Origin of the sequence: Paenibacillus sp. SC116 (assembly GCF_024733555.1) — a bacterium.
Lineage (GTDB): Bacteria > Bacillota > Bacilli > Paenibacillales > Paenibacillaceae > Paenibacillus_B.
Map to the genome: position 1 here is coordinate 2,349,285 of NZ_JANIOF010000001.1, position 24,096 is coordinate 2,373,380.

The 24,096-nt window shown below is 43.4% G+C and carries 19 protein-coding genes, 1 pseudogene and 1 CRISPR repeat array (1 of these 21 cut by a window edge); of the genes and pseudogenes, 5 read left to right on the plus strand and 15 right to left on the minus strand.

The window, feature by feature from the left end; all coding sequences use genetic code 11:
* Positions 1–133: 133 nt before the first annotated feature.
* From NQ117_RS10245 to NQ117_RS10280, 8 genes are all read right to left on the minus strand, one after another.
* On the minus strand, positions 134–2,365 hold the full coding sequence (locus tag NQ117_RS10245) for a Tex family protein (protein ID WP_258277844.1): 2,232 nt from the start codon (positions 2,363–2,365) through the stop codon (positions 134–136).
* A gap of 208 nt (positions 2,366–2,573) precedes the next feature.
* On the minus strand, positions 2,574–2,924 hold the full coding sequence (locus NQ117_RS10250; RefSeq protein WP_028593240.1) for a type II toxin-antitoxin system PemK/MazF family toxin: 351 nt from the start codon (positions 2,922–2,924) through the stop codon (positions 2,574–2,576).
* Between the two features lie 3 nt (positions 2,925–2,927).
* Positions 2,928–3,209, minus strand: coding sequence for a CopG family ribbon-helix-helix protein (locus NQ117_RS10255; protein ID WP_028593241.1), 282 nt, complete (start codon positions 3,207–3,209; stop codon positions 2,928–2,930).
* Positions 3,210–3,468: 259 nt separating this feature from the next.
* The gene (gene alr / locus NQ117_RS10260; protein ID WP_258277845.1) at positions 3,469–4,662 is read right to left on the minus strand and encodes an alanine racemase; all 1,194 of its coding nucleotides are present in this window, start codon (positions 4,660–4,662) and stop codon (positions 3,469–3,471) included.
* A 144-nt stretch (positions 4,663–4,806) separates the two neighbouring features.
* On the minus strand, positions 4,807–6,264 hold the full coding sequence (locus NQ117_RS10265; RefSeq protein ID WP_258277846.1) for a hypothetical protein: 1,458 nt from the start codon (positions 6,262–6,264) through the stop codon (positions 4,807–4,809).
* Between the two features lie 1,175 nt (positions 6,265–7,439).
* A complete protein-coding gene (locus NQ117_RS10270) occupies positions 7,440–8,507 on the minus strand; it encodes an ABC transporter permease (protein ID WP_375163037.1) in 1,068 nt (355 codons plus the stop codon).
* On the minus strand, positions 8,476–9,468 hold the full coding sequence (locus NQ117_RS10275) for an ABC transporter ATP-binding protein (protein ID WP_258278225.1): 993 nt from the start codon (positions 9,466–9,468) through the stop codon (positions 8,476–8,478). Before NQ117_RS10275 ends, NQ117_RS10270 begins: the two co-directional genes overlap by 32 nt.
* Positions 9,469–9,512: 44 nt before the next feature.
* Positions 9,513–10,667: a COG1470 family protein gene (locus NQ117_RS10280; protein WP_258277847.1), complete on the minus strand. Its 1,155-nt coding sequence runs from the start codon at positions 10,665–10,667 to the stop codon at positions 9,513–9,515.
* A gap of 323 nt (positions 10,668–10,990) precedes the next feature.
* On the opposite strand from NQ117_RS10280, the gene NQ117_RS10285 reads away from it, so the two are divergent.
* Both NQ117_RS10285 and NQ117_RS10290 read left to right on the plus strand, forming a co-directional pair.
* A complete protein-coding gene (locus tag NQ117_RS10285) occupies positions 10,991–11,524 on the plus strand; it encodes an RNA polymerase sigma factor (protein ID WP_258277848.1) in 534 nt (177 codons plus the stop codon).
* The gene (locus NQ117_RS10290; RefSeq protein WP_258277849.1) at positions 11,517–12,179 is read left to right on the plus strand and encodes an anti-sigma factor family protein; all 663 of its coding nucleotides are present in this window, start codon (positions 11,517–11,519) and stop codon (positions 12,177–12,179) included. The genes NQ117_RS10285 and NQ117_RS10290 overlap by 8 nt, the downstream gene beginning before the upstream one ends.
* Positions 12,180–12,635: 456 nt before the next feature.
* Here NQ117_RS10290 and NQ117_RS10295 read toward each other — a convergent pair whose 3' ends face one another.
* Both NQ117_RS10295 and NQ117_RS10300 read right to left on the minus strand, forming a co-directional pair.
* Positions 12,636–14,336, minus strand: coding sequence for an alpha/beta hydrolase family protein (locus tag NQ117_RS10295; RefSeq protein WP_258277850.1), 1,701 nt, complete (start codon positions 14,334–14,336; stop codon positions 12,636–12,638).
* A gap of 606 nt (positions 14,337–14,942) precedes the next feature.
* Positions 14,943–16,319: an alkaline phosphatase gene (locus NQ117_RS10300; RefSeq protein ID WP_309137863.1), complete on the minus strand. Its 1,377-nt coding sequence runs from the start codon at positions 16,317–16,319 to the stop codon at positions 14,943–14,945.
* Between the two features lie 308 nt (positions 16,320–16,627).
* Here NQ117_RS10300 and NQ117_RS10305 point away from each other — a divergent pair, with 308 nt between their 5' ends.
* Entirely contained in the window at positions 16,628–17,599 is a 972-nt protein-coding gene (locus NQ117_RS10305; RefSeq protein ID WP_258277851.1) for a helix-turn-helix transcriptional regulator, read from the plus strand.
* A gap of 134 nt (positions 17,600–17,733) precedes the next feature.
* The gene (locus NQ117_RS10310) at positions 17,734–18,612 is read left to right on the plus strand and encodes a zinc ribbon domain-containing protein (protein ID WP_258277852.1); all 879 of its coding nucleotides are present in this window, start codon (positions 17,734–17,736) and stop codon (positions 18,610–18,612) included.
* A gap of 422 nt (positions 18,613–19,034) precedes the next feature.
* Here the strand turns inward: NQ117_RS10310 and NQ117_RS10315 are convergent, their stop codons facing one another.
* The 5 genes and pseudogenes from NQ117_RS10315 to NQ117_RS24035 all read right to left on the minus strand — a co-directional run bounded on the left by NQ117_RS10315 (position 19,035) and on the right by NQ117_RS24035 (position 22,370).
* A complete protein-coding gene (locus NQ117_RS10315) occupies positions 19,035–19,565 on the minus strand; it encodes a DIP1984 family protein (RefSeq protein WP_258277853.1) in 531 nt (176 codons plus the stop codon).
* Positions 19,566–20,037: 472 nt separating this feature from the next.
* A complete protein-coding gene (locus NQ117_RS10320) occupies positions 20,038–21,228 on the minus strand; it encodes a hypothetical protein (RefSeq protein WP_258277854.1) in 1,191 nt (396 codons plus the stop codon).
* A 66-nt stretch (positions 21,229–21,294) separates the two neighbouring features.
* Positions 21,295–21,717: a metallothiol transferase FosB gene (gene fosB, locus NQ117_RS10325; RefSeq protein WP_258278227.1), complete on the minus strand. Its 423-nt coding sequence runs from the start codon at positions 21,715–21,717 to the stop codon at positions 21,295–21,297.
* Between the two features lie 13 nt (positions 21,718–21,730).
* Positions 21,731–22,021: pseudogene (locus NQ117_RS24030) on the minus strand (histidine phosphatase family protein); the annotation flags it as partial.
* 31 nt (positions 22,022–22,052) lie between these two features.
* A complete protein-coding gene (locus NQ117_RS24035; RefSeq protein WP_309137864.1) occupies positions 22,053–22,370 on the minus strand; it encodes a histidine phosphatase family protein in 318 nt (105 codons plus the stop codon).
* A 241-nt stretch (positions 22,371–22,611) separates the two neighbouring features.
* Between NQ117_RS24035 and NQ117_RS10335 the strand changes: the two genes are divergently transcribed.
* Positions 22,612–23,043 (plus strand): ester cyclase, encoded by a 432-nt coding sequence (locus NQ117_RS10335; protein WP_258277855.1) that lies wholly within the window; start codon positions 22,612–22,614, stop codon positions 23,041–23,043.
* Positions 23,044–23,234: 191 nt separating this feature from the next.
* Positions 23,235–24,096: a CRISPR direct-repeat array (repeat unit 29 nt; unit sequence CTTTAAAACCCACTACGTTCATATAAAAC) (it continues 824 nt past the right edge of the window).

A 24,096-nucleotide genomic window follows, 5' to 3' on the forward strand; every position in this document is an offset into this window, starting at 1 on the left:
AAGCCGGACAATTTTCCTCGACGAGGCATGTCCGGCTTCTATAAGCGCTGCAAATACATGTTAATGATAATGGTTAGGCTCGGCACAACATGACACGCTTGACCTTATCATTTCACTTTCCAGCATCCATCTTCTATTGCTTAGGCTGCTTCATTGTTAATCCAACGCGGCCTTTTTTCACGTCTACCTGCATCACCCATACCGTCACATTATCTCCAACAGAAACAACATCAAGCGGATGCTTCACAAAGCGATCACTGATTTGGGATATGTGGACGAGCCCATCATTTTTGATCCCAATATCGACGAATGCTCCAAAATCAATAACGTTCCGAACCGTTCCTTGCAGCTCCATGCCAGATACTAAATCTTCAATTTGGAGTACATCAGTACGGAATATTGGAGGAGGAAGCTCCTCACGCGGATCGCGCCCTGGGCGCAGCAAGCTGTCTACGATATCCTTCAACGTCGGTATACCAACTTCCAGCTCGGCTGCCAATTGCTCAATAGAAGCATCGCGCAGCTTCTTCACAAGCTCCTCTGAACCGATCACATCGACTTTGAAGCCGAGCGAAGCAAGCAAGCGCTCTGTTACCTTGTATGATTCAGGGTGAATCGGCGTACGATCAAGCGCATAGTCTCCTTCCGAAATGCGTAGGAAGCCAATACATTGCTCATATGCTTTCGGACCAAGACGAGCTACCTTTTGCAGCTGCTGACGCTTCGTGAATTTGCCGTTCTCTTCCCGATGCTTCACGATATTTTTAGCCAATGTTGCGTTAATGCCAGCTACATACGAAAGCAGTGAAGGCGAAGCTGTGTTCACATCTACACCTACGTGGTTAACCGCAGACTCAACGACTGCCCCGAGATTTTCTTCTAGACGTTTTGCAGCTACGTCATGTTGATATTGCCCGACGCCAATTGCCTTCGGATCGATTTTAACGAGCTCTGCAAGCGGGTCTTGTACCCGTCGACCGATCGACACTGCACTGCGTTCTGCCACATCAAGGCTAGGGAACTCTTCCTGTGCAAGTTTAGATGCAGAATAAACACTCGCTCCCGCTTCATTTACGATAAGATACTGCAGTCGCTTACCGGATTCATTAGCATAGTGTCCGAGCCAGTCCGCAACGAATTGCTCCGTCTCCCTAGATGCTGTACCATTCCCGATTACGACAATATCAGCATCATATTTCCGTGCCAATTCACTGAAAATGCGCTCTGCGTCCTTAACCTTGTTATGCGGCGCTGTCGGGTACGTCACCGCCACCTCCAGCATTTTGCCCGTGTCATCGACGACAGCCAGCTTACAGCCAGTACGGAAGGCGGGGTCAACGGCCAATACCGTCTTGCCTTTGACTGGCGGTTGCAGCAGCAGGCTGCGCAGGTTCTTGGCGAATACATCAATCGCCTGTTCCTCCGCCTTCTCTGTCAATTCATTGCGCACATCTCGTTCAATCGAAGAAGCAATCAGTCGCTTGTACGCATCCTCAACCGTTACTTCCAGCAAATGGCGAACAACCGAAGTACCACGAATCCACTTTTTCTGTATGTATGCTAAAATCATGTCGTTTTGTATATCCAGTGACACCTTCAACACTTCTTCACGCTCACCGCGGTTAATTGCCAATATTCGATGGGAAGGCAGACGCTTAACTGGCTCACTGTACGCATAATACATCTCGTACACCGATTCCTGTTCTGTATCTTTAGCTTCAGTCCGCAGTAATCCTTGTTCGTATGTATACTGTCTTACCCATTTACGAACTACAGGGTCATCTCCGATTAACTCAGCGATAATGTCGAGCGCACCTTGTATCGCTTGCTCGCTCGTCTCTACACCTAGATCAGGCTGAATGTATGCAGCAGCTTCCTGTAAAGGATCTCCTGACTTCGGCTCCGATAGCACCCAATCTGCTAACGGCTGCAAGCCTCGTTCTTTCGCTACACTTGCGCGAGTTTTTCGCTTCTGTCTGTATGGACGATACAAATCCTCTACTTCCTGCAGCTTAACCGCTTTCATAATGGCTTGTTGGAGCGAAGTTGTCAGCTTGTTCTGCTCTGCAATAAGTCGCATGACTTCGCGCTTGCGTTCTTCGAGCCCACGAATGTAGCTTAAGCGCTCTTCCAAACTACGAAGCTGATTCTCGTCTAGCTCTCCCGTCATTTCTTTACGGTAGCGGGCAATGAACGGAATCGTATTCCCCTCGTCTAATAGCTCGATCGTACGTTGTACTTGTCCTGTCCCAAGAGACAGTTCAGTAGTAAGCTGCTTTAAGAGACGCTCACGTTCATTTGCTTTGAGCTGCTCTACAATCGCTTCCAGTTCAGCTAACTCCATCGTTTGTTCAGATACCGTCATCTTAGCCTTCCTTTCTATCTAAATGGCTAGTAACCTCACCATCATTATTGTCTCAGAAATCCGATAGCATTTCCAGCTTTGCCTGAAGGAAACAAAAAAGACCACTGATTATGCAATCAGCAGCCTTATCGTTATCCTCATATCGACAAGAAGGAAAAGCGAACGAACCTCCACCTGTCTGAATAAAACAGGCAGAGGCTATTCCTAATTAAAAATCAATCAAACCAATGCTAATCTGGAGGGCATCGTCAACTTTGCGCATCGTCTCATCATCCAAATGGGTAATCTTATCCGTCAGACGCTGCTTGTCGATCGTACGAATCTGCTCCAACAAAATAACAGAATCACGATCAAAGCCATGCGTCTCCGCATCGATCTCCACATGAGTTGGAAGCTTTGCCTTTTGAATCTGCGCTGTTATAGCCGCTACAATGACGGTTGGGCTGAAGCGGTTGCCAATATCATTCTGAATAACGAGAACCGGACGAACACCGCCCTGCTCCGAACCAACCACGGGTGATAAATCAGCAAAAAACACATCCCCGCGCTTCACAATCACTGGCTACACCCCGCTAACTAAACGGCCCAGCGTGCCATCCGCATCTGCTTCCGCATAGAACGCTTCGGATGCCATCGTTAAGTTTATCTTCGCCATTTCCATATAACCACGCTGCATAGACTCACGAATATGACGTTTCTTCCGTTCGTTCAAGTACAATTTCATAGCTTGGCGAATGAATTCACTGCGATTGGAGTTCTCCATTGCCACGATGCCGTCCACTTCTTGTAACAGTTGGTCGGGCAAGCTGATCATTATTCGTTTGGTGTTGTGTATGTTTCGCACCTGTTCTCGCACCCCCAAAACCTTTCCTGCCTTATCACCATTATGTCGTACCTATAGAAAAATTATACAAGAGCATATATATGCCGCATATAGATCGGATATGTGAAAAGTCATACACGGTATATACAGCTTCATTTATTCTTTACAGTAATCATCAAGTTCCGCAAAACTATATCGTTTCGATTATACCATTATTCGAGCAAGTTTCCTCATTTTCCTTCATCCAATTGGAGAGAATGTAGGAAAATTATTGTTTTTGTCACAATAAAGGATTATATACCTTGCTCGTTCCATACTTCTTCACATATATGCGCGGAATACGGTGCGCAAGCATACAAATAATTTCATAATTAATTGTACCTAACTTCTCCGCAACTTCTTCGGTTGAAATGCAGGCATCATGCTGCGTCCCTATCAGTACAACTTCTTCACCTACACGTATTTCAGCCGCTTCATCTCCAAGTGGAGCCAGTGATACCATGCACTGATCCATGCAAATTCGCCCGATAACAGGAACTCGTTTGCCACGAATCAACATCTCAGCTTTGCCACTAAGCAAACGCGAATATCCATCTGCATAACCCACAGGAATCGTAGCAATCCACTCATCCTCTGTTGTGAAATATTTAGTGCCGTAGCTGACCCCTTCTCCAGCAGGAAGCTGCTTCACGTGGACAACTTGTGACTTCCAAGACATGACAGGCTGCAATGACACAGCTGTCTTATTGACCTCTTCAGAGGGATATAGCCCGTACATGCTAATACCCACACGAACCATATTCACTGCACACTCTGGCAGTTCAATTGTTCCCGCACTATTGCTCAGGTGAATAACTGGCGGACACAACTGATGCCGCTTCAAAGCCTCCACCACAGTCTGGAATCGCTCTACCTGCATATTAGTGTAAGATTTATCTGTCTCATCCGCAGAAGCAAAGTGAGTAAATAACCCTTCTACTTCCACTCCCTCAATGCCGGATAAGCGGCTCATAAATGCAACCGCTTCATCAGACGAACGCAAGCCAAGTCTACCCATTCCGGAATCAATCTTCACATGGACGCGCAAACGATGACCATTATTGTCCGCTGACAAGGTAGGAGCCTGCTGCTCCAGCGCTTCCAGTACATGCTCGGAATATACGTTAATGCTAATATGATGGCAGAACGCCGTCGGAATAGCTTCCGGCGGCGTATAGCCCAACACGAGTATCGGCGTCATAATACCCGCCTGTCTCAATTGGATCGCTTCATCTATGAATGCAACGTTAAAATAATCTACACCGATCTGCTCTGCTGCTCTAGCAATTTCGACAGCACCATGCCCGTAGGCATTTGCTTTGACACATAGGCCAAGCTTCGTCTCTTTCGGAATGATGCTGCGAGAAGCTTGTATATTATGTTCGAGCGCATCTAAAGATAACTCGATTCGTGTAGGACGATAGTACGATTCCATTTGTTTCACCTTCTCCGTTCCATATTGCCGCTCAATCGTCAACAAACTTATGTTAAATGGTGTCCGGTGGCCTGTCAACGCAGTGTAGCGGCAGTATAGTGCGGAAAAATGATCCTATTTTTCATAAAATGTCGAGATTCGAACCTATTTCCCAGGTTGATCAACCATCGACTGGGCAATCTTAATCATCTCAGTAAGCGGCAAATCTCCAGAAGTAATGCGATACTTAATGCCATCATACAGCCACGTCATTGACTTCTGCTCGTCACCAACTAGATGAGCGACTGTAAATCCTAGATTCACACCCTCCGAATAACCAATGCCAACCTCAACATCTTCAGGGCGCTCTTCCATAATGGAATACGTGTACGTTCCTTCATAACGCAGCATAACCGCATGAGACTTGCTATCTGGCAATTCAACTCGTTCCCCTAGTTCAACACCTGTTGGCGCATAAGTCGGCTCAATAAAGCCAAATGGACCTAACGGACCTCCTTGATCTTGACCGCCGCTATCATCCGTATTAGGCTGCTCACCTGTTGCAGGAGCTTGCTCATTGCCTGCTGTATTACCCGTTGGAGTTGTTTTAGGGGCTTTCGCATCATGAGCCTTATGGTCAACTGCTTCTGTACTTGTTGGTGCAGGCGTTGTTGCTGCACCATCTGTAGCTGTATTCGCTGGCGTATCTTTAGATTCGTTTGTAGCAGCATTCGTTTGCGGATCAGCAGCACCATTTGTAGCCTTATTTGCTGGTGTTTCGACCGTATTACCGTTTGCATCCGTATTGGCTGGTGTCTCCGTAGATGTAGATCCGTCTACAGCATTTGTTGATGTCTTAGCTTCTCCGTCTACAGCAGGTGTTTCTGCTGAGACTCCAGCTGATGCAGGCGCAGATGATGAATCCTTTGTTGCAGATGCGGCATCAGATTGCTCATCCGTCTCAGCTTGCGGCTGCGGATCAATGTTGGCACTCGCCGTCATATTGCGCTGCATATCGAATGCGTCTTTCTCAAACTTTTTGCTGAAATCAAACTGCTTGAACTTCATCTCCACAACAACACGAGACTCTGCATCCGTTACTTGAACTTGTTTCGGCGCATAGCTCTGCTGGTCTAGCCAAATCTTCTGTCTTACGAGTGAATCGGTCTGATAATTAGCCGCAACTTCAAAAACGAAGCTATCGCCTTCCGTCGTAAACTGCGGCGCCTTATCTGCCAAAATGCTATGAATAAGCGTCTGATACAAGTAAACTTGACCTTGATTATCCGGCCAGTCGCTTTGGAAGCGGAAGCTCTTCTTCAAGCTTGGTGTCAACACAAATACTCCTTCATCATTACGTAGTACAATCTGTGTGACGTCTTTCTTAGCATTTTTCAACTCAATACGATAGTACGATGGGTTCTGGTACCAAACTTCCACTTGATACTCCAAGGGCTGCTGGCCCGAGTACAACGTCATCGTTCCGATACCTGCATAGCTTTCCAACTTGCTCATCTTTTGATCCAAGTCCTTGACCACTGATGTTGCATCCTTCTGGCCACAACCAGCCAAAAATAGCGCACAGCTCAACACTATGGCCAATACCCATGAGATCCGACGCATGAGATCATCCCCTCTGACATTGAATATGACTTTGCCTCGTAACGGCTTCCATCTGCTAACATGTCTATGAGGGAACTTGGCCAAATATGCAGACATGCATGACAAGCCAATACGCGATACTAATGCGTAATACTTTTGGGGTCGATATCATGAATACGGATCCCATATTGGGCTTGTATTTTCAAGTTGCATATATGTGCGTATAACAGAGCAGAGAAGTAAATAGCATCTCATGACCTTTGAGAAGTCAGGGCTGCCTGCCTGCCCACTTACTTACTTACTTACTTATTTCATCCACGAGAACCTACTTCTTCCATGGTTACCTACTAATTTTACTTTTCCATGGCATTAACACCTGATTCAAAGTAGATGGGTAGCAAGGTGCATTACCGTATTCGTGACATCTTCCATTTGTTGTCTGTATTTGATAACGTATGGATTGTGTGAGATCACGTAAATAAGATCATATGGACAAAAGTGCAGTTATTTTATGAAGAAAACACCATTTTGCGGTAGATAAGGACAAATGTGCAGTTAAATTTCTCATTATGCACTTAAAATCGAAAAAGAGGCTGAAATAAATGTATTTTTGACGATAATACCCCAAATAAGAACACTTTCAGAATAAATACCTGCATAATTGTCCTATTCTAAAATGAGGGGCTTTCCACTAGTGCAGAAGCAAAGTGAAGTGGAGCAGTTATACACTCTTCAAGTTGGTTCTCACTGCATAAACGAGAATAAGGCACTATCAAGAGCAACCAATAGAGGTTAAGCTCAAAGACAGTGCCTTCGTGTTTACTTTTAAATGATTACATCATTTCATGCCTACCGAGATTCGTTAACGAATACGCTTAAACCGATAGCATTCACTTTGTGGCGTGAACTGATATCCTTTCGTTACCTGATTAGCGTGAACCGATATACTTTCGCTGCCTAATTTGCATGAAGCGATATGCTTTTGTTTCCTGATTTATGTGAAAAACGATACGCGATAGGTCGCAACGACCGTTATAGCTTATCATGCCTTACGCATGCACCACGTATAACATATGCATGACATATGCATGTCCTAAGCATGACTTATATATGACTTTATGCACACTTTGTACATGCCTTATGCTTGATAAGCCAATACGCTACACACATCGTGCGAGTACAATACGCAATTACAATTAACGCGAACGAATCTCCTGACGCATGAACATCATATACGCTGCCATAAAGCAAACCAACACAGCAGCAATCAAGCCCGTTAGCTGCGGCCATACGAGCAGCAGGCTTTGCCCGACCGATAGCGGGCTAGGCAGCGCGCCATATGTCTGCTCTGGCGGCACAAACAAGCTAAGCGTGCGCACTTCTGGCATAAGCAAGGTCATCGTTGCTTCATTGAACAAGTGACCTGGTGATAGGCGCATTAAAAACTGAACCGTATTCTGATAACTTACCAATTGATCCATATGAGTCGGATTGACGGGAGCAATCCCTTTCGCAATCATTTCGATAATCATCGTGTAGAACACGCTGAAGAAGATCCAAAGCGCAATACACGACAATGCCGACGTAGCTGGTTGACGGAATCGTACCGAAAACACAATCGATAGATTCAACCAGAATGCGATATAGACAACGCTTAGCATCAAGAAAAATATCATACGTAAAAATTCCTCAAAGGTTGGCGGAATGCCTAGGGTCAATAATCCTAACCCCATAATAAGCAAACCGAGCGAAAAGAACAGGATGCCAATAACACTAATCCCGGCTACAAACTTAGCGTTAATGACATAATCACGATGGATCGGCTGCGCCATCATACGTGATAACGTTCCTTTGTTCCGCTCTGAGTTAACCGCATCGAAGCCAAGCGCAATCCCAATTAGCGGCCCTAAAAAACTAACAAAAGTTATAAAGGACGGAATCGTTCCGTCTGATACCGTAAATAATCGAAGGAACAGAAATGTATCCACCGCTTCCCCAGTTGGAACAGCGGTCTTTATGCTCGTAATGGCCGTATAAAGAGATGCACCACACGTAAGCAGCATTAATCCAAGCAAAATGACATATCGCCAGCTCAGCATAATATCAGACATTTCCTTGCGAACGATAATCCAGAAAGGATGGGGCGCAGTCTTCGACGCAGCAGATGCGGCAGCTGCACTAGACATAGAGGACACAGCACCTCGCCCACCGCCAGAGAATACTTGTGCGGTTCTACGGAGTATTCCGCTTATTTTCTCCTGCATTCGGCTCTCCCCCTTCAAAATAACGATGATAAATCTCATCCAAGCCATACTGCTTCATTTGCAAATGGAACAAAGAACAACCTGACTCGATCAAAATGCGGGATAATTCAGAAGAGATATCCTCTTTGCATCCGATCTGAAGCAGTCCATCCTGCTCATCCACCCTGACAACGTCGGGCAGGCCTCTCAATTTCGCTATAAGTTCTTGATTGATCGGTTTTACGCCAACCTCTAACGTAAGAGCTTCCTCAAGGTATAATCCTTTGGCCAAAGACGGCACATCCCCTTCAACAAGCAGCTCGCCTTTCACGAAAATACCAACACGATCGCAGATTTGCTGCACTTGATGCAAATGATGTGAGGATAGCAGCACCGTGATACCTTCATCACGACTCAAAGCCTTGATTAACTGCAAGAGCTCGCGCACACCTTCTGGATCAAGTCCAAGGGTAGGCTCATCCAAAATAATAACTTCTGGCTTCTTTAGCAGCACTTCCGCCAGACCAAGACGCTGCCTCATACCGCGCGAATACGTACTTGCCTTCTTCTTGGCCGCCTCAGACAAGCCGACACGCTGCAGCATCGCTTCTACTCGCTGTCGTGCTTCCAGTTCTGGAATGCGATTCAACCTTGCGGTGTACATCAAGTTATCGTAGCCAGTCATATCTTCATAGAACCCGATATCATCTGGCAAATATCCAACTCTTTTCTTTACCGCAATCGGCTGTCGCACCGAATCTAGTCCACACACACGAACCGTTCCCGAAGTTGGTTCAGTAAGACCAAGCATCATCAAAATCGTCGTGGATTTACCCGCTCCATTCGGACCGAGCAGTCCGTATATTTCCCCTTCTTCAATAGATAACGACAATTCATTCACAGCAATATGTTCATCGTACATTTTCGTCAAATTTGTAATTGAAATAATAGTTTTCCTTCTATCAGCCGCATCCAGCCTCATTTCCGAACGATCAACTATTTGCATGTTATTTGGCTGTTCCACGCTTACCTCCTCCCGTACTTACGGAAAATATAAAACATGCCTCCAATGACTCCAGCAATCATAAGCACACCGATCCATCCCCACAGCATCGATGTTTTCACCGTCATTCGGAACTGAACCGAAGAAGTAGACTCTGGTGTCTTCGCATGCAAATCGAGCTGGTAATCACCAGATATCGACTTATCATCGGCTTTAACTGTTGCTGTTACATTTGCCGATTGTCCTGGTTCCAAACTAGCGATTTTATCCTCATCAAACGTGACTTCCCAATCTACTGGCGTCGTAGGGGAAAGCTCAATATCTTTCAATGAAGCTGTTCCTGTGTTTGTTACTTGCAGCTCCAGCTTCTTTTCTTTGCCTGCGGTAATATCCGTGCTAAGCAATCCGCTTGGTGTCGTTAATTTCAATCCATATGTGCCTGTAATAACGGCTTCCAACTCTGCTTCTGCCGAAGTTGAATTCGTCGCTGCCTTGACCGGAATACGATAGCTGCCTTCCTTCACTTCTGCAGGAGGCTTGACCGATACATTGATATCAGCGGTTGAATTCGCCGCTACTTCTACGGATGTTACACTTTGCCCACCACTCAAAAAGGAAACTGTCCAACCTCGTGGAGCAGCACCCGACAGCGCATATTGCTGGTCGTTCGCTGTTCTATTTTTCAACGTAAGCGTGTAGTCAAAAGCAGAGCTCGCATCACCTTGCAAATTCGGCTGCTCCGTCGTTAGCTCTGTTTTGTAAGTACCTTGCTCCGTGACATTAATGCTCAAAGGTAATGAAGAGTGGCCGCTGGCCTTCAATGTAAAGTTGTATGTGCCTTTTTCTACTGCCAATGGAACATCAATTTGCAAATTCAAATTTTGCTCACTGTCAGGTTTTACACCAATTTGCTTAATTGCCCAGCCACCAGAAGTTAGCTCTGCTTTCCATTCTTTCGGAACGCCTTCTAGCGAGAGCGCTACGTTTTGTACGTCATTCGTGTTGTTCAACACATCTACCGAATAGGAGATAGATTCACCTGGCGTAACCGAAATATTCGTATACGGTGTATAGAGCACAACCCCGCTTGCCGCATACGCGCTATATCCCCCTCCGACAAACGTTCCCATCATCAACGTCAGCATCACACTGAATGCGACCATCCACTTTTTTTGCATGCTTGTACCCTCTCCCATCATTGTTATCACTCCAACTACGCACGAGGATGGGAAATGGATTTATTAAAGAAAGATAAAAATTCACTTAAAACAAGGTGAAATTCATGAAAAACCATACTTTTTATTAAAAATTAGATCTATATTGATATTTGAGACTTATAGAATCCTCATAGAGTCCTGATAGATTTCTTATAGATTTTTGATAGATTCACAGAATGATTTGCGGAATAAGACATCCCGTTTGCTAATTTAAATTAGAGGTGAGGACAATAAAAAATAATGCTAATGCACCTAGACTGCTGCATGAGTTAAATGAGGGCTCTATGGATGCATTTGAACAATTTTATGAGCAATACTCGTCTCTTGTTTTTCATATCGCGCTTAAAATGATGAACGATCGGATGGAGGCAGAGGATATTTGCCACGATGTATTTCTCGAAGCGTTTCGCAAGGTTGATCAATTTGATTCAAAGCGAGGTTCCTGTGAAGCTTGGCTTGCTGTCAAGACACGCAGCCGCTGCTTGGATCGAATGAGACGCCAAAAGAGAACGATATCCGAGGATTCGTTGCAGGAAATGCCTGCGATATTTGATGCAGCAACACCAGAGGAACGAGTCATCCGACGACTGGATGAGGAACATTTATACGAGGCTATTCAACAGATACCGAAAACACAACGAGATACATTAATCGGGTTTTATTACGAATCACAAACCCAACAGCAAATTGCCCAAAAAATGAATTACCCATTAGGAACCGTGAAGTCGTTAATTCGCTATGGCATCCAAAACATACGCAAGCATTGGAACGGCAGTCCATTAGGCAGTGCTTCAAAGGAGGGACGCAAACATGAATGAATGTGCTTGTACGTTTACAGAACAAGAAATAATCGATGATATTCTCGGCCAATTGCCCACAAATCGTTCGGCGCAATATCGAGCACATATACAAACATGCGCATCATGCCGTGATTTGCATCAAGAATGGAAGGGCATCTTGCATGGCGCTCATAACGAAAATGCATCACCTTCTCCTGTACCCGATCGTTTGCATGCTAGATTGAAGTGGAAATATTGGCTGTATAAAAAAATGCCTGCGTTATTGCGCCAGCATCGATTCAAGATGATGTCCGCCGTGGGAACTGCTGCATTGCTATTGGTGATTTCGGTTGGCTGGACACAATCGCAGTCTGCACCTGAAACTGAACATATGCCACCGTCGGTATCGACGGGTGAACAGTTAGTACGAGGAGATGTCACGGTATGTGAAGTGCCCGCAAGCAGGACAATATCGATAAAAAATCAAGCTGGCCGATGGCTGAATCGTGAGTGGCCAGATGTGTCTGTACTGCTGCAACAATATGATGGTGCTTCTACAGTCAAGCTTCGCACCATTCGAGCAGACAGCCAGACCGTTCAATTTTTAGAAAACTGTTCGGCTTATCCATCCAATTTCGGGCCGCGCATCAGCGAAGGCGGCGATATTGGAGTGGTCAAGTCCACGGCACCTTAGCATATCAGACGAGACAAATATAAATTACCTAGTTAAAATTCCTGCAATTGTACATCTAATTCTTCCTCAGATTATGATTAAAGGGTAATTGATGTAATTGCACAGCTATTTACACCATTTTTCTTATAGCGAGCATATTATCCAAGGAAAACATGCATATTAGTAGGCATTTTCATTAAATAGCCCATTTCCATATAAAATACCTGCACTTTAGCATTAACACGCGGAGCATTAAAACAAAAGGTCGAGCCTAGGAACAGATTCGTCCCCCTGACTCGACCTACTTTTCAAAACGCACAGTTACCTAGTATAAAGAAATCAATCAAGTATTAAATATGAATTTTAACATCACGCATCATTCTACAGACCATATTTTTTCGAAGCATCCGTATACAAAGAAGGTAGAAGAAATATAAGTAAATACAGTTAACTATACGGAGTGTCTGTTAATCCGCTTTATTTCTGAGCTTTAATCCACTTCGCTACATCCTCTGCCACTTCAAGCGGCACGTTGCCTGGGATCGCATATTCTGCACCCGTAGACGGCTGTTCGCTTGGAATGAAGAAATGGTTCAGCTTCGGATACAATTTGTACTCGACGTTGTTGCGCTGCGTCAGTTCCTTCTTCCACACATCTAAATGCGATTTATCAACTTGGAAATCATTGTCGCCTTGAATGACAAAGAGCGGTATAGCCTGTTTCTTAGAAACTTCTGCCGCGTATGTGTTGCGGAAGTCCATCCACCATTTCGCCATCGGGAAGTTTGGCGGCAAATTATCCACGCTGTATTTCTCATCTTTGATCGTCTTCAAAAACTGCGTGAATCCAGCAACTTGACCTTCCAACTGAGAAATGACGGCTTGTGGCTGTTTGCCATCCTTAGCACGCTTCACATGACCTTCAAGCTGCTCCAAAATCAAGTCCTCAATCGGACCAGCAGGTCCCGCAGCAACAATAGCACCGCGAATGCTTTTATCTTTGTCGTGGTCCAAAATACGCGGCACGAGCATACCGCCTTGGCTATGTCCAAGCACGTACACATTCGCTTTATCAATACGCTTATCTTGTGCAGCCCATTTCGCCGCATAGACTGCATCCGCTACTGTCTCTTCCATGACCGTAAAGTCTCGTGCACCCGCAGCATGATTTGGATATTCACGCGTCCGCTTCTCATAGCGCACAGTAGCCACTCCTTGCTGCGCTAGTCCAATTGCCAGATCACGAAAAATCTTACTAGCCCCATGCGATTCGTCTCTATCATGCTGTCCAGACCCGTGCACAAGCACGACCACCGGTACTGTTCCTTTTACATCTGCTGGCAAAGTCAACGTCCCTGGAAGCTTAAATGCCTCCTCACCGAAAACAATAGCTTCTTCCTTATAAGTACCCGACTTGTCATAGGCAGGCTTCTGATAACCTGCTGCTGGCATGTATATTGGGAATACCTCATTGATGAGACCTTCTGCTGTATAACGAAGCTCCACTTGGAGTGGAATACCCTTATCCGTCATGAATGTAACCGTAACTGTATTATGAACGCCGTTATGCTGCTGTGCAGCAGAAACAAATTGAACCGGCTGACCCAGCGTAGGAACAACTTGCATCACAGTCATTGAAAATGGAAATTGTTTCGTCGCTTTCTTCAAAGCCTCTGTCAAATACGGCTGTAGTTCAGCCTCTGCTTGGGGATTCACTGCTGTTTGCCCCCAAGTCACGACGAATTGAGACGCTTTCGTTTTCCAATCCGAAGCATCTACGACCACTTTGTTATCTTTCCAATCCGCATTAACGTTAAGGGCCTGCTTGAAGCTATCCCACGGAACGGTCAACTTCTTTTGTTCCGTTAAGCCTGGCTTAGCACTGAGTTTCAACTCCATACCGTTTACATCCGAAACAGCGTCATTCACACGTACGGTCCATACGATATCACCGTAGCTGACTTTTGCAGCGTTAGCAGACTTGTCCCATTTCACAACTGCACCAATCGATAAAGCTGCTTGACGAAGTGGAACTTGTCCTGCGATCGCACGGTCTTCTTGAACAGTTCGAGTCTCTTTTGCAGGTGGTACAGGTTCTTGCACTGCCAAAGCGACTGGCGCCATCGTACCGAACAACATACATGCTGCCAGCATCCATTTCCAAGCTGATTTCTTCATAGCCATCTTCCCCTCTGTTTTTTGTGTTGTGTGTTAAGCAGCCATCACCATATCTTTTTTCTAGTATATTACATGGATAATTTTAATAGTATAATAATTTCTAAATATAACTATGTAAATATTTATAAACTTGTATACAGTATGTAACATACCAGTAGATTCGGGAATCTTGTTGGCAGTACAACCGGTTCTTTTTCTTCACCGTCATAGTTCAATTCGACCGTTCCGTACTCATTCATATTAGTATGGAAACTACCACCTATATTACATGGCAAATATAACGAAACGAGGCACCTGCAAAATGAACGATAAAGTACCCCCGTCTCGAACCAATGCTGAATAACACCAAGATTAGCTGTACGCTTGGACATCGCAGCGTTTTGTCGCTTCGAGTCAACTTCAGGCACTTTGAAAAGCATATACAACTAAAAAAATACGCGTCACTCCTCCCTCGGGGAGAGGGAGAGATGACGCGTCCAAACTATATTGAGGTTCAGGATGAATCCAAAGGGGAATCAAGGGATGATTTGGGGTTACAAATCATCTATTCATGCTGTTCATTACTTATCAAGCGAGGAAGATATCATTACAAATGATTATCACGAATTACTTGTGATTCTCATCAATAATTTTGAAAATCTTCGTTGCATTGTCGATGTTGTCAATCAAGCCTGCAAACTGCTCTTTGCCTGGTCCATAAGCGATTAGAGGTACATCTTCACCTGTATGCCCGCCCGTTGTCCAGCCGGAATACGTACGGTTATCGAAAATTTGCTCAATTGCATTATCGATTTCCGTTACGTCCTTCGACACAGCAGCCTTTTTCACTGCCTCAATTTCCTCAGGCTTCAATTCCAAATCAATATAGGACGCCAATGTTTCCTCTACATCCGCACCGTCAGCGATTTTCGCTGCCATAAAGTCCGGTGTACGCTTCGCTGCCTTAATCGGCGCTACATCAAAGGAATACTGATCTTTTGCTCCAAGAGACAATCCGCCAGTAGAATGATCCGCTGTTAGTACAACCAACGTCTCGCCGTCTTTCTCAGCAAATTCGAGTACCGCTTGCAACGCTTGCTCGAAGTCTTCCATTTCACTCATAGCTGCTACCACATCGTTGTCATGGCCAGCCCAGTCAATTTGGCTGCCCTCTACCATAAGGAAGAAGCCCTCTTCATTTTTATCAAGACGATTAATCGCGGATTCTGTCATGTCTTTCAAAGATGGTGACTCGCTGCTGCGGTCAATCATTTTATCCATGCCGCCATCTGCAAACAAACCTAGCACCTGCTCGCTGTCATCTTTCAACAACTGTTCGCGATTCGTTACATAGCTGTAGCCATCTTCTTGGAATTCCTTCGTCAAATCACGGTCTTTACGAGCAAAGTTTGATTTGCCGCCGCCAAGCATGACATCTACTTTATGTTTGCCATATACCCATTCATCAAAGTAGTCGTCGGCAATCTGGTCCATGCTTTTTCGTGAATCTTCATGAGCGCCGAAAGCAGCTGGTGTTGCATGTGTAATCTCAGAAGTTGCGACCAAGCCAGTGGACATACCTTTACCTTTTGCATGCTCAAGAACGGTTTTTACACGCGAATGATCATTATCAACAGCAATCGCATTATTATATGTTTTGACACCTGCTGACATCGCTGTTGCAGCGGAAGCAGAGTCTGTAATATTTTCTTTCGGATCTTCAGGATATGTCATTTGACTTCCTACTAAATGCTGATCGAATAGCGTTTTCTCCATAAGCGGTGTGTCCGGGTTGTCTTTCATATAGCGATGAGCAGCTGTATAGCTGAAGCCCATGCCATCCCCGATCATGAAGATTACATTTTTAATTTTCTTGGATTCTGGCTTGCTTTCTGCTGCTATAGCATGACGATCTGCAAGTCCCCATGCTCCCCCAATAATACCGAAAGCCATCACGGATGCAAGTGCACATAGAAGTATTTTCTTCGGTTTAAGCTTTATCATTACGCCGAATCCTCCTCAAGGATAGTAGACTCGGGAGATGTCCCCCGTCACAACCTTATCTTAATAGGGCTGTGTTAGCGGACAACATCATTAGCATTAAATCGATGTAAATTATTTTGTGAATTGTAAAATAACAATCAAGTTCAATTTCAACCATTTCGAATGTTGCAAAATAATAGACTGAACCCATAGTCTGAGCCCGTTTGCTTTCCCTAGACTCTCGAACATGATAGTGTGAGTAGGTAGTTGTTATTCAAAACTTTAAAATAGCCATCGCTTATTCCGTATCCTACTAATGAGGAGAAACTATGAAGCTTGAACGATTATTATCTATCCTTATCGTCTTATTGAACCGTCGCCAAGTGATGGCGAAGGAACTCGCAGACCAATTCGAGGTATCGATTCGCACCATATACCGTGATATAGAAACGTTAAATATGGCAGGCATTCCGATTATGACCCAACAAGGAGCAAATGGCGGCATTCGCATCATGGACGGTTACAAGCTGGAACGCAATGTACTTACGTATGATGAACTTGCTTCCATTCTTACAGCGCTGCAAAGCTTATCGACTGCTCATACATTGAATCAACAGCCAATGCTGGCTGAGAAGCTGCAAATGCTCGTACCGGAAGCCCAAGGTGAATCACTGGCTTTGCACTTGCAGCGTTTTCGAATTGACTTATCTACATGGGGCAAATACCCGTTTCTAGAGCTTCATCTCACGTTATTGAAGCACGCCGTCGAAGAAGACCGTATCATTCAATTTCAATATGTAGATGCCAACGGCACGAATACGGAGCGGGTTGTACATGCCTATACCCTTCTGCTTAAAAGCCAGCAATGGTATTTATACGGCTACTGCACGACACGCAGCGACTTCCGCTTGTTCAAGCTGTTCAGGATGAAGGACATTCAATTGCTTGACCAGCAGTTTGATCGCACTGAATTTATCGACGAAGCTAATACAGATTCCAATATGAACTCGTTTTCCTTATCTCAACCGTGGAACAATTGGACCGCACCTGAAAATACAACGGAAATTGTTCTTTCATTTGAGGAGTCTGCTAAGTCGATGGCCGAAGAACGATTCGGTGTAGAAGCGTTAGTTCCGCAGCCAAATGGTACGTACCAAGTAACGGCATCATTCCCAGCAGATCGCTGGCTGGACTGCTTTATACTTGGCTATGGACCTCATGTTGAAGTCCTCTCTCCACCTCATTTGCGAGATCGAATTGGAGCATTAATTGAAAAAATGGCGGCTAAATATCGATCTTAGCTGCTCAATCAATCTTTCTATTACGAACCTGACAGACTGTTGTCAGGTTCGTTTTTTTATACTAGAGCTGTACCCGGGATGAACTAATTGTGCAAGACAACTAACTAACCTTCAATTATAAGGAGAGAGATAAAATGACGACTCAATTTTGCCAAAGCTGCAGCATGCCGCTTGTAGATGATAGCCAACTAGGAACTGATGTTAATGGGAGCTTGAACAAAGACTACTGTAAGTACTGTTATGAAAATGGAGCATTTACAAATCCAGATTGTACGTTGGAGGAAATGATCGAGATTTGCGTACCTTATGTGATGGAAAATGGCATGTCTGAGGAAGAAGCAAGACAGCTTATGAAAAATACAGTGCCTTTTCTAAAACGCTGGCGGACAGATCAAGATGAATTGCCTTCATTCGAACCTGTTCGATATGAGCGCTTGAATGCCTTCTCACTCCAAAGCCTTATTACGAAACGAACGAGCAATAAGCAAGAAATGTCCGGCAATGGTGAGATCCCGCAAGCATGGCAGCAGGTGATGTCACAATCTAATGCAGAGCAGCCCTCAAGCGAAGGTTCAACTGCTGAGACAAATGCTGGTACAGATGCTTCGAACGAAGGGACACAGCCCCCTTTATATGCGGTCTATCATCAATATGAAAATGAAATTTTGGGCGAATATAACTTTACTATCGCCGTTCCTGAACAGAATACGGGAGCAGCGGCTACGAATAATGCGGGCACTGCAGCTACGAATGATGTTAATTCATCAAATGCTGCAAATCCTGTACAGTCTGAGGCTTACCTCATACTTCCCGAAGCGGAATATGCCGTCTTCCGTACTCGCTCTGGCCCTGTCATGGAAGTGGTAGCCGAAGCTTGGCACGGCATTTGGAAATGGCAATCCGAGACAGATCGCAAGCGCACCTACAGTGGTGATTTCGAACTGTACCACGCAGATAAAGTGATTAACGGTGTCGGAGAAGTTGAGATTTATATTGCTGTGGAACGAGCATAATCCACTATTTATAATCTTATATCACTAAGAAGACGGCTTCCCTTATTTTGCGGCATTGGGAAGCTGTCTTTGTGCATTTATCCCTTTATGGTAGCTACAAATACAACAAAGAGCGCACCCTCGAAAGGATGCGCTCTACAGGAAACGGGGCTATTTTATAGGATCAGGAAGTCCGTAATTTGTAAGCGCGTATAATCGTATAGTCGTTCAGCTGTAATCTGTTATCGACTTACGCTCAGGTTTTTGGTTGGGTGCATCTGAGGCCGCCAGATGCTGCGGTTGCCCACACTTTCCTGTATGCTGGTTCTCACCAGCTTCCAGCTTGCAACGTATAGCTATGTATCGTCACCGACTTGAAGCTAGGGAGAACGGATGGTTACCGCCATTCCCTTGTACCTTCAATTTCATGCCAAGCAAGCCTATTAAGCCATATACTTAGAAGCATCGAAAGCAATCATATTCGTATGATTCGCACGCTCAATTAAAGCAGACAGCTTCGTCACTTCACGTGTACGTTTCTGTGTGAGCTGATGATAGGTTTCCGGCTCATACAAAGCATATTGATACAATGCTGCAGCTTCACCAGTACCACCACCACTACGTAGGCGTTCCCGCTTCTTCTGCTGCCCTAAGTAGTGATAAGCATTCATCTCTTGGCGTGTCTGCTTTGCAAGTTCAATGGCTTCGAGAATCGTAATCTCGCCACCATCCCACGCAATCGTGTTCGCTAGATTAGCCTGAGCAATCAGCACGTCCAACTTGCGATAGTCCTTCTGTACACCATCTAACTCAGCCGTAATGACATCAACGCTGCGGGACGGGTATTCAGGCGTCTCATTTTTATCAACATAAACGGTAGTGTTATTGCCCCGCTCAGAACGAAGCTCATCAATTTTGCGGGAAATAGCCGCACGCACGCTTAATGCTTCTGCAATCGTAAGTTCTTGACTCATGTTTGCAACCTCCTTCATTATTATGGAAGTTTTGTATGTATTATTTATTCATACGCTCATATTTTGAGGAAGTTGCGCTATTCTATGAGAATTTGAATGTTAGTTATCACACATAGAGTTCATATGATTACATATACCACAAACCTATTACTCCTGCCCTAGAAGTAACAGAGCTTAACATGAAGCGGAATCAGCAAAAAGGACGAGCTAAGGAATCAGTATCTAATCGTTCCTAGCTCGACCTTTTCTATAATTAAAAACTAACTCGTTATCAAGTCTCGCAACTTAAAATAACTTGATCTACTTCAATGGTTCCAAAGCTTCATGCTTTCGATCCCACGACAATACCGTCAAACAGTCCTTGTTGCTACGTCTTCGCATAAACTGATCATAACTAGCTGACGTATTCTATAAAGATGGCACCTTTTTTCATTCAACCACCGAATAACAAAGTACCTACACAGTTACTAGTTTATTCTTCTGGTTTTCTTTCTACATGGATTGTCTCACCTTTTATTAGCTGTAATCTCCAGTTAGTATCTGAAATATAATAAATATTATTATGAATAGAAATTACATTACCTTCCACTGTAAGTCCTTTTTCATAGTCCTTTATTATCTGAACCTCTCTTCTTTCACTTGGGGTTATTTCCCTAATATACTTACCAACAACTACATTAGTATAGGGGAAAATTGTCATAAGGAAAGTGATTACTATTAAAACAAATATAAATTGCTTTGTTCTCTCTAGTTGAGATAAAGCCCTTAGAAATTCTGGTACATTTTTATCATTTGATGAATTGTTATCAGTATCATTCTGTACTGCTGCCATTAAAGTAATGTCTTGTATTTCTTTATTAGGCTTAAGATAAGGTGAAATTATTAGTGCAGTTGCTATGGATATAGGAGTAATAATGTACAAATTAAAAATATGAGGAAAACCAGCTAATTGTTTTATTACAACAAATAAAAAAGCGCATGATACTAGCGCAAATGGAAAAATAACTATTGATTTAATCAATAAATTTCTTCTTAAAAAGTTTGAAGTAAGCCTGGGAAAAATACCTCCAAATAAGAACATCATAGAGATAAGTAATAATGGATTCCAGTACCCTGGCCACTTTAACAATTCAAAAAAAGATATATGCACCATTGCACCATATAGTGTCCATGAAAAACAATTAATAATATCCTTAGAAAATTGATTCAACCATATAAAAAATATTACAAAGAATAACGGAACCACCCAAACAAACAAAAAGTCTATCACTTTACCTGAGTCTGATCCATTTACAAAAAATAAAGAAAAACATACATGAAATACACCGAATATAATAATACCAAAAAATATTGTTTCTATTTTTTTGTTTTTAAAATCTACTGATAAAAAGTAAAAAAATAAAACTGTAATTAACAAAAAAATTGCAATAATCATGACTGAATAAAAATTAAACGGCACTGGGTTATTAAGAAGATCAGTTATTGAAGATATTCCACTCAAGTTCCCCGAGAAATAGTATCCATACAAAAATGAATATCCTAATAAATAAAAATAAAACCCCACTATTGTAACTATCATGCTTATTTTAAGTCCTATTACTATAAGATTAGATAAAGTTTTTACTGTCTCATTTTCTTTTAAATCAATTACTTTAGACAACATTTTGTTTCAGCTCCTAGAAACTCATTTTCTACGTTGTAATTAAAAGTTGAAGTATCGAGTAAAAATCTAAATATAAAACTTCATATGATGCTTTTCTTTTTTGTAATAGTCCAATCTATCCTGCAAACGCCCCGTATGCAGTTCAAATTTATGACCGTCCAAATCTGTAAAATAGATAGATCGCCTATCCTCAATATCCCGTGCTCGACCAGGTAGAATATTTACATTCAGCCGCTCCAATTTTGCCTGCCATAGTGCAAAGTCCTTTTCCTCTATCGTAAAAGCCATATGCGTATAAGATTCTCGAATCTCGTTGCGTGGTATATCCTTCTCTTCATTTAAAGCAATCCATAATCCATTGAGATCAAAATAAGCAAGCTTGCGGCCTACAACTAACAACTTCGCATCAAAAACTTGCTCATAGAAAGCTACGGATTGTTCCATATTCGAAACGGAAAAACAAATATGATTCATATGCCCTAACTTCATCATAATATCCTCCTTAGCTCGGAACAGGATCTTCTTTGTAGTGACTGATATCTCCATGCAGCAAAATGCTTGGCTTATCACCTACAAACTGCACTTTGCATAGGCAAGCTGGATGAATATAAGGAAGGTCCCATAGCTTATTCATAGCTCGCTCTTCGAAATAAGCCATAAGGACCTTCACGACCACCGTATGTGTAACGATAACAATGGACTTGCCCCGATGCTCACTAACGATCTCATTCAGCTTGCGAACAGCGCGATCAGACACCTGTCGAAACGTCTCGCTATTTTCCACGCGAAATTGTTCTGGGTCCTTCCAAAAATGATCGAACTGCTCAGGATACCGCTCTTTCGCCTCCGTTTGAGAATATGCCTTCCCAACTTCCTAAGCCAATCTCTTTAAAATCATCCGTATCAATAATATCAATAGTTCTCGATCCTTTTATAATCTCAGCTGTTCGATGCGCTCTCCCGCTAGAGCTCGAATACATCCAATCAATGGCTTCTTTTGCGATCGCCTCTCCTAACCATTCCGCTTGCCGCACACCAAATTCCGTCAAAGGAGAGTCTTGATATCCTTGCAATCGATGCTCCACATTCCATTCCGTCTGTCCATGTCTAACGATATATACGGTAGTAATATGATTTGCCACGCTCAAAACCCCTCTCAAAGATGTATCTAGCTGCTGTTTCGACCATTCCAACTACTCTACTTGATGCACAGAATAGCTTCCCTATTGCCTATATAGAATCTTAAGAAACTTATCTATGAAATTAAAATCAATATACCATATTGCACCAATCATCTAAAATCGTCATACTAGCATTCATAATACAAACTTCTATTCAAAATAGAATTCGAAATTAGTGCTTATTCATAAAGGAGAGCTCCTCATGACACCAGAACACGTAGTTAGACAATTTTTTGAACAAGTACGTTCAGGTAAACATCCTGATTTCGCAAATCAATTCATGGCAGAACAAGTATTGGCACATCAAATCGAATCAGAGGAAGAACAAACCGTGTCGAGGACACCAAAAGACTACGCTGATCACGTCGTTGAAATGATGGATGCATATGGGCATTTTTCATTAGAAATTCAAGAGTGTTTAGCAGCCGGGGATAAAGTATATGTACGCTGGAAACAAACAGGTACGCATGTAGGAGAAGTGAATGGATACCAACCGTCGGGGCTCCCAGTCATCCAACTGGCCAGTGCGGTATATCGAGTAGAAAATGAAAAAATTGCAGAGTATTGGATTCAAATTGATCGAGAAGGAATACAAAAACAATTAGAGTACAATAAAAGTAGAACTGACAGTTAACTAAAGAAAATAACAAACTTACATACCGATCACCATTCTTATATGTAAGGACCTGTAGTAAGGCAGCAATGCAACTAAAGCTAGCCTGAACATACACGTGCCAATCTACTTCGTTCCTCACTGAACGGACTAGGCTGGCACTTTTTTATAAAAAATGAATTCTAGGACATTGTAATTGAAGCATCTAGTGCCTTTAAAACCCACTACGTTCATACAAAACGGGCCGTTGTTGCAACAGCTGACGAGCAGAAACAAGACTTTAAAACCCATTATGTTCATACAAAACCCTGATGCACCAGCTTCCGCCTGCGCCTGTGATGCCTTTAAAACCCTCTACGTTCATATTAAAACCCAAGCGGCAAGCACACCAGCCGTCATCTTACTAATCTTTAAAACCCACTACGTTCATATAAAACTAAAAACCAATTCAGCATTTGACCTACAGCTTCATTGTTACTTTAAAACCCACTACGCTCATATAAAACACTCTGGTTTGGCTAGTTCACTTGCCATTGATGTCATCTTTAAAACCCACTACGTTCATATAAAACGGAACTTATTAACGTATACACGATCAAACGGGTGGCACTTTAAAACCCACTACGTTCATATAAAACAGCAGTATCCGCAGCTCAACGCTTACATCGACGAACACTTTAAAACCCACTACGTTCATATAAAACCTTTAAGGGTCACCGATCCGTTTTGCGGGAAACCATTCCTTTAAAACCCACTACGTTCATATAAAACTATGATCTATATGCAAATGCTAACACAGACCAGCCAACCTTTAAAACCCACTACGTTCATATAAAACTTCGATGAGCAATGCAGTTCGCCCATCAGTTATCCGATCTTTAAAACCCACTACGTTCATATAAAACCACAAGCGAAGATAAAGCGTCGCACACCAGTAGATGGCTTTAAAACCCACTACGTTCATATAAAACTCTGTAAGCCAGTTTAAGAGCTTCTTGCCCGCATACGGCTTTAAAAACCCACTACGTTCATATAAAACTGATACAAGTAAGTATAAGTGGAATGAAGCTTCTG

Bases quoted from the DNA above. Each gene is read 5' to 3' on its own strand.
- NQ117_RS10245 (WP_258277844.1), bottom strand. From the start codon at position 2,365: ATGACGGTATCTGAACAAACGATGGAGTTAGCTGAACTGGAAGCGATT.
- alr (WP_258277845.1), bottom strand. From the start codon at position 4,662: ATGGAATCGTACTATCGTCCTACACGAATCGAGTTATCTTTAGATGCG.
- NQ117_RS10265 (WP_258277846.1), bottom strand. From the start codon at position 6,264: ATGCGTCGGATCTCATGGGTATTGGCCATAGTGTTGAGCTGTGCGCTA.
- NQ117_RS10270 (WP_375163037.1), bottom strand. From the start codon at position 8,507: ATGCAGGAGAAAATAAGCGGAATACTCCGTAGAACCGCACAAGTATTC.
- NQ117_RS10275 (WP_258278225.1), bottom strand. From the start codon at position 9,468: ATGAGGCTGGATGCGGCTGATAGAAGGAAAACTATTATTTCAATTACA.
- NQ117_RS10280 (WP_258277847.1), bottom strand. From the start codon at position 10,667: ATGCAAAAAAAGTGGATGGTCGCATTCAGTGTGATGCTGACGTTGATG.
- NQ117_RS10285 (WP_258277848.1), top strand. From the start codon at position 10,991: ATGGATGCATTTGAACAATTTTATGAGCAATACTCGTCTCTTGTTTTT.
- NQ117_RS10290 (WP_258277849.1), top strand. From the start codon at position 11,517: ATGAATGAATGTGCTTGTACGTTTACAGAACAAGAAATAATCGATGAT.
- NQ117_RS10295 (WP_258277850.1), bottom strand. From the start codon at position 14,336: ATGAAGAAATCAGCTTGGAAATGGATGCTGGCAGCATGTATGTTGTTC.
- NQ117_RS10300 (WP_309137863.1), bottom strand. From the start codon at position 16,319: ATGATAAAGCTTAAACCGAAGAAAATACTTCTATGTGCACTTGCATCC.
- NQ117_RS10305 (WP_258277851.1), top strand. From the start codon at position 16,628: ATGAAGCTTGAACGATTATTATCTATCCTTATCGTCTTATTGAACCGT.
- NQ117_RS10310 (WP_258277852.1), top strand. From the start codon at position 17,734: ATGACGACTCAATTTTGCCAAAGCTGCAGCATGCCGCTTGTAGATGAT.
- NQ117_RS10315 (WP_258277853.1), bottom strand. From the start codon at position 19,565: ATGAGTCAAGAACTTACGATTGCAGAAGCATTAAGCGTGCGTGCGGCT.
- NQ117_RS10320 (WP_258277854.1), bottom strand. From the start codon at position 21,228: ATGTTGTCTAAAGTAATTGATTTAAAAGAAAATGAGACAGTAAAAACT.
- fosB (WP_258278227.1), bottom strand. From the start codon at position 21,717: ATGAAGTTAGGGCATATGAATCATATTTGTTTTTCCGTTTCGAATATG.
- NQ117_RS10335 (WP_258277855.1), top strand. From the start codon at position 22,612: ATGACACCAGAACACGTAGTTAGACAATTTTTTGAACAAGTACGTTCA.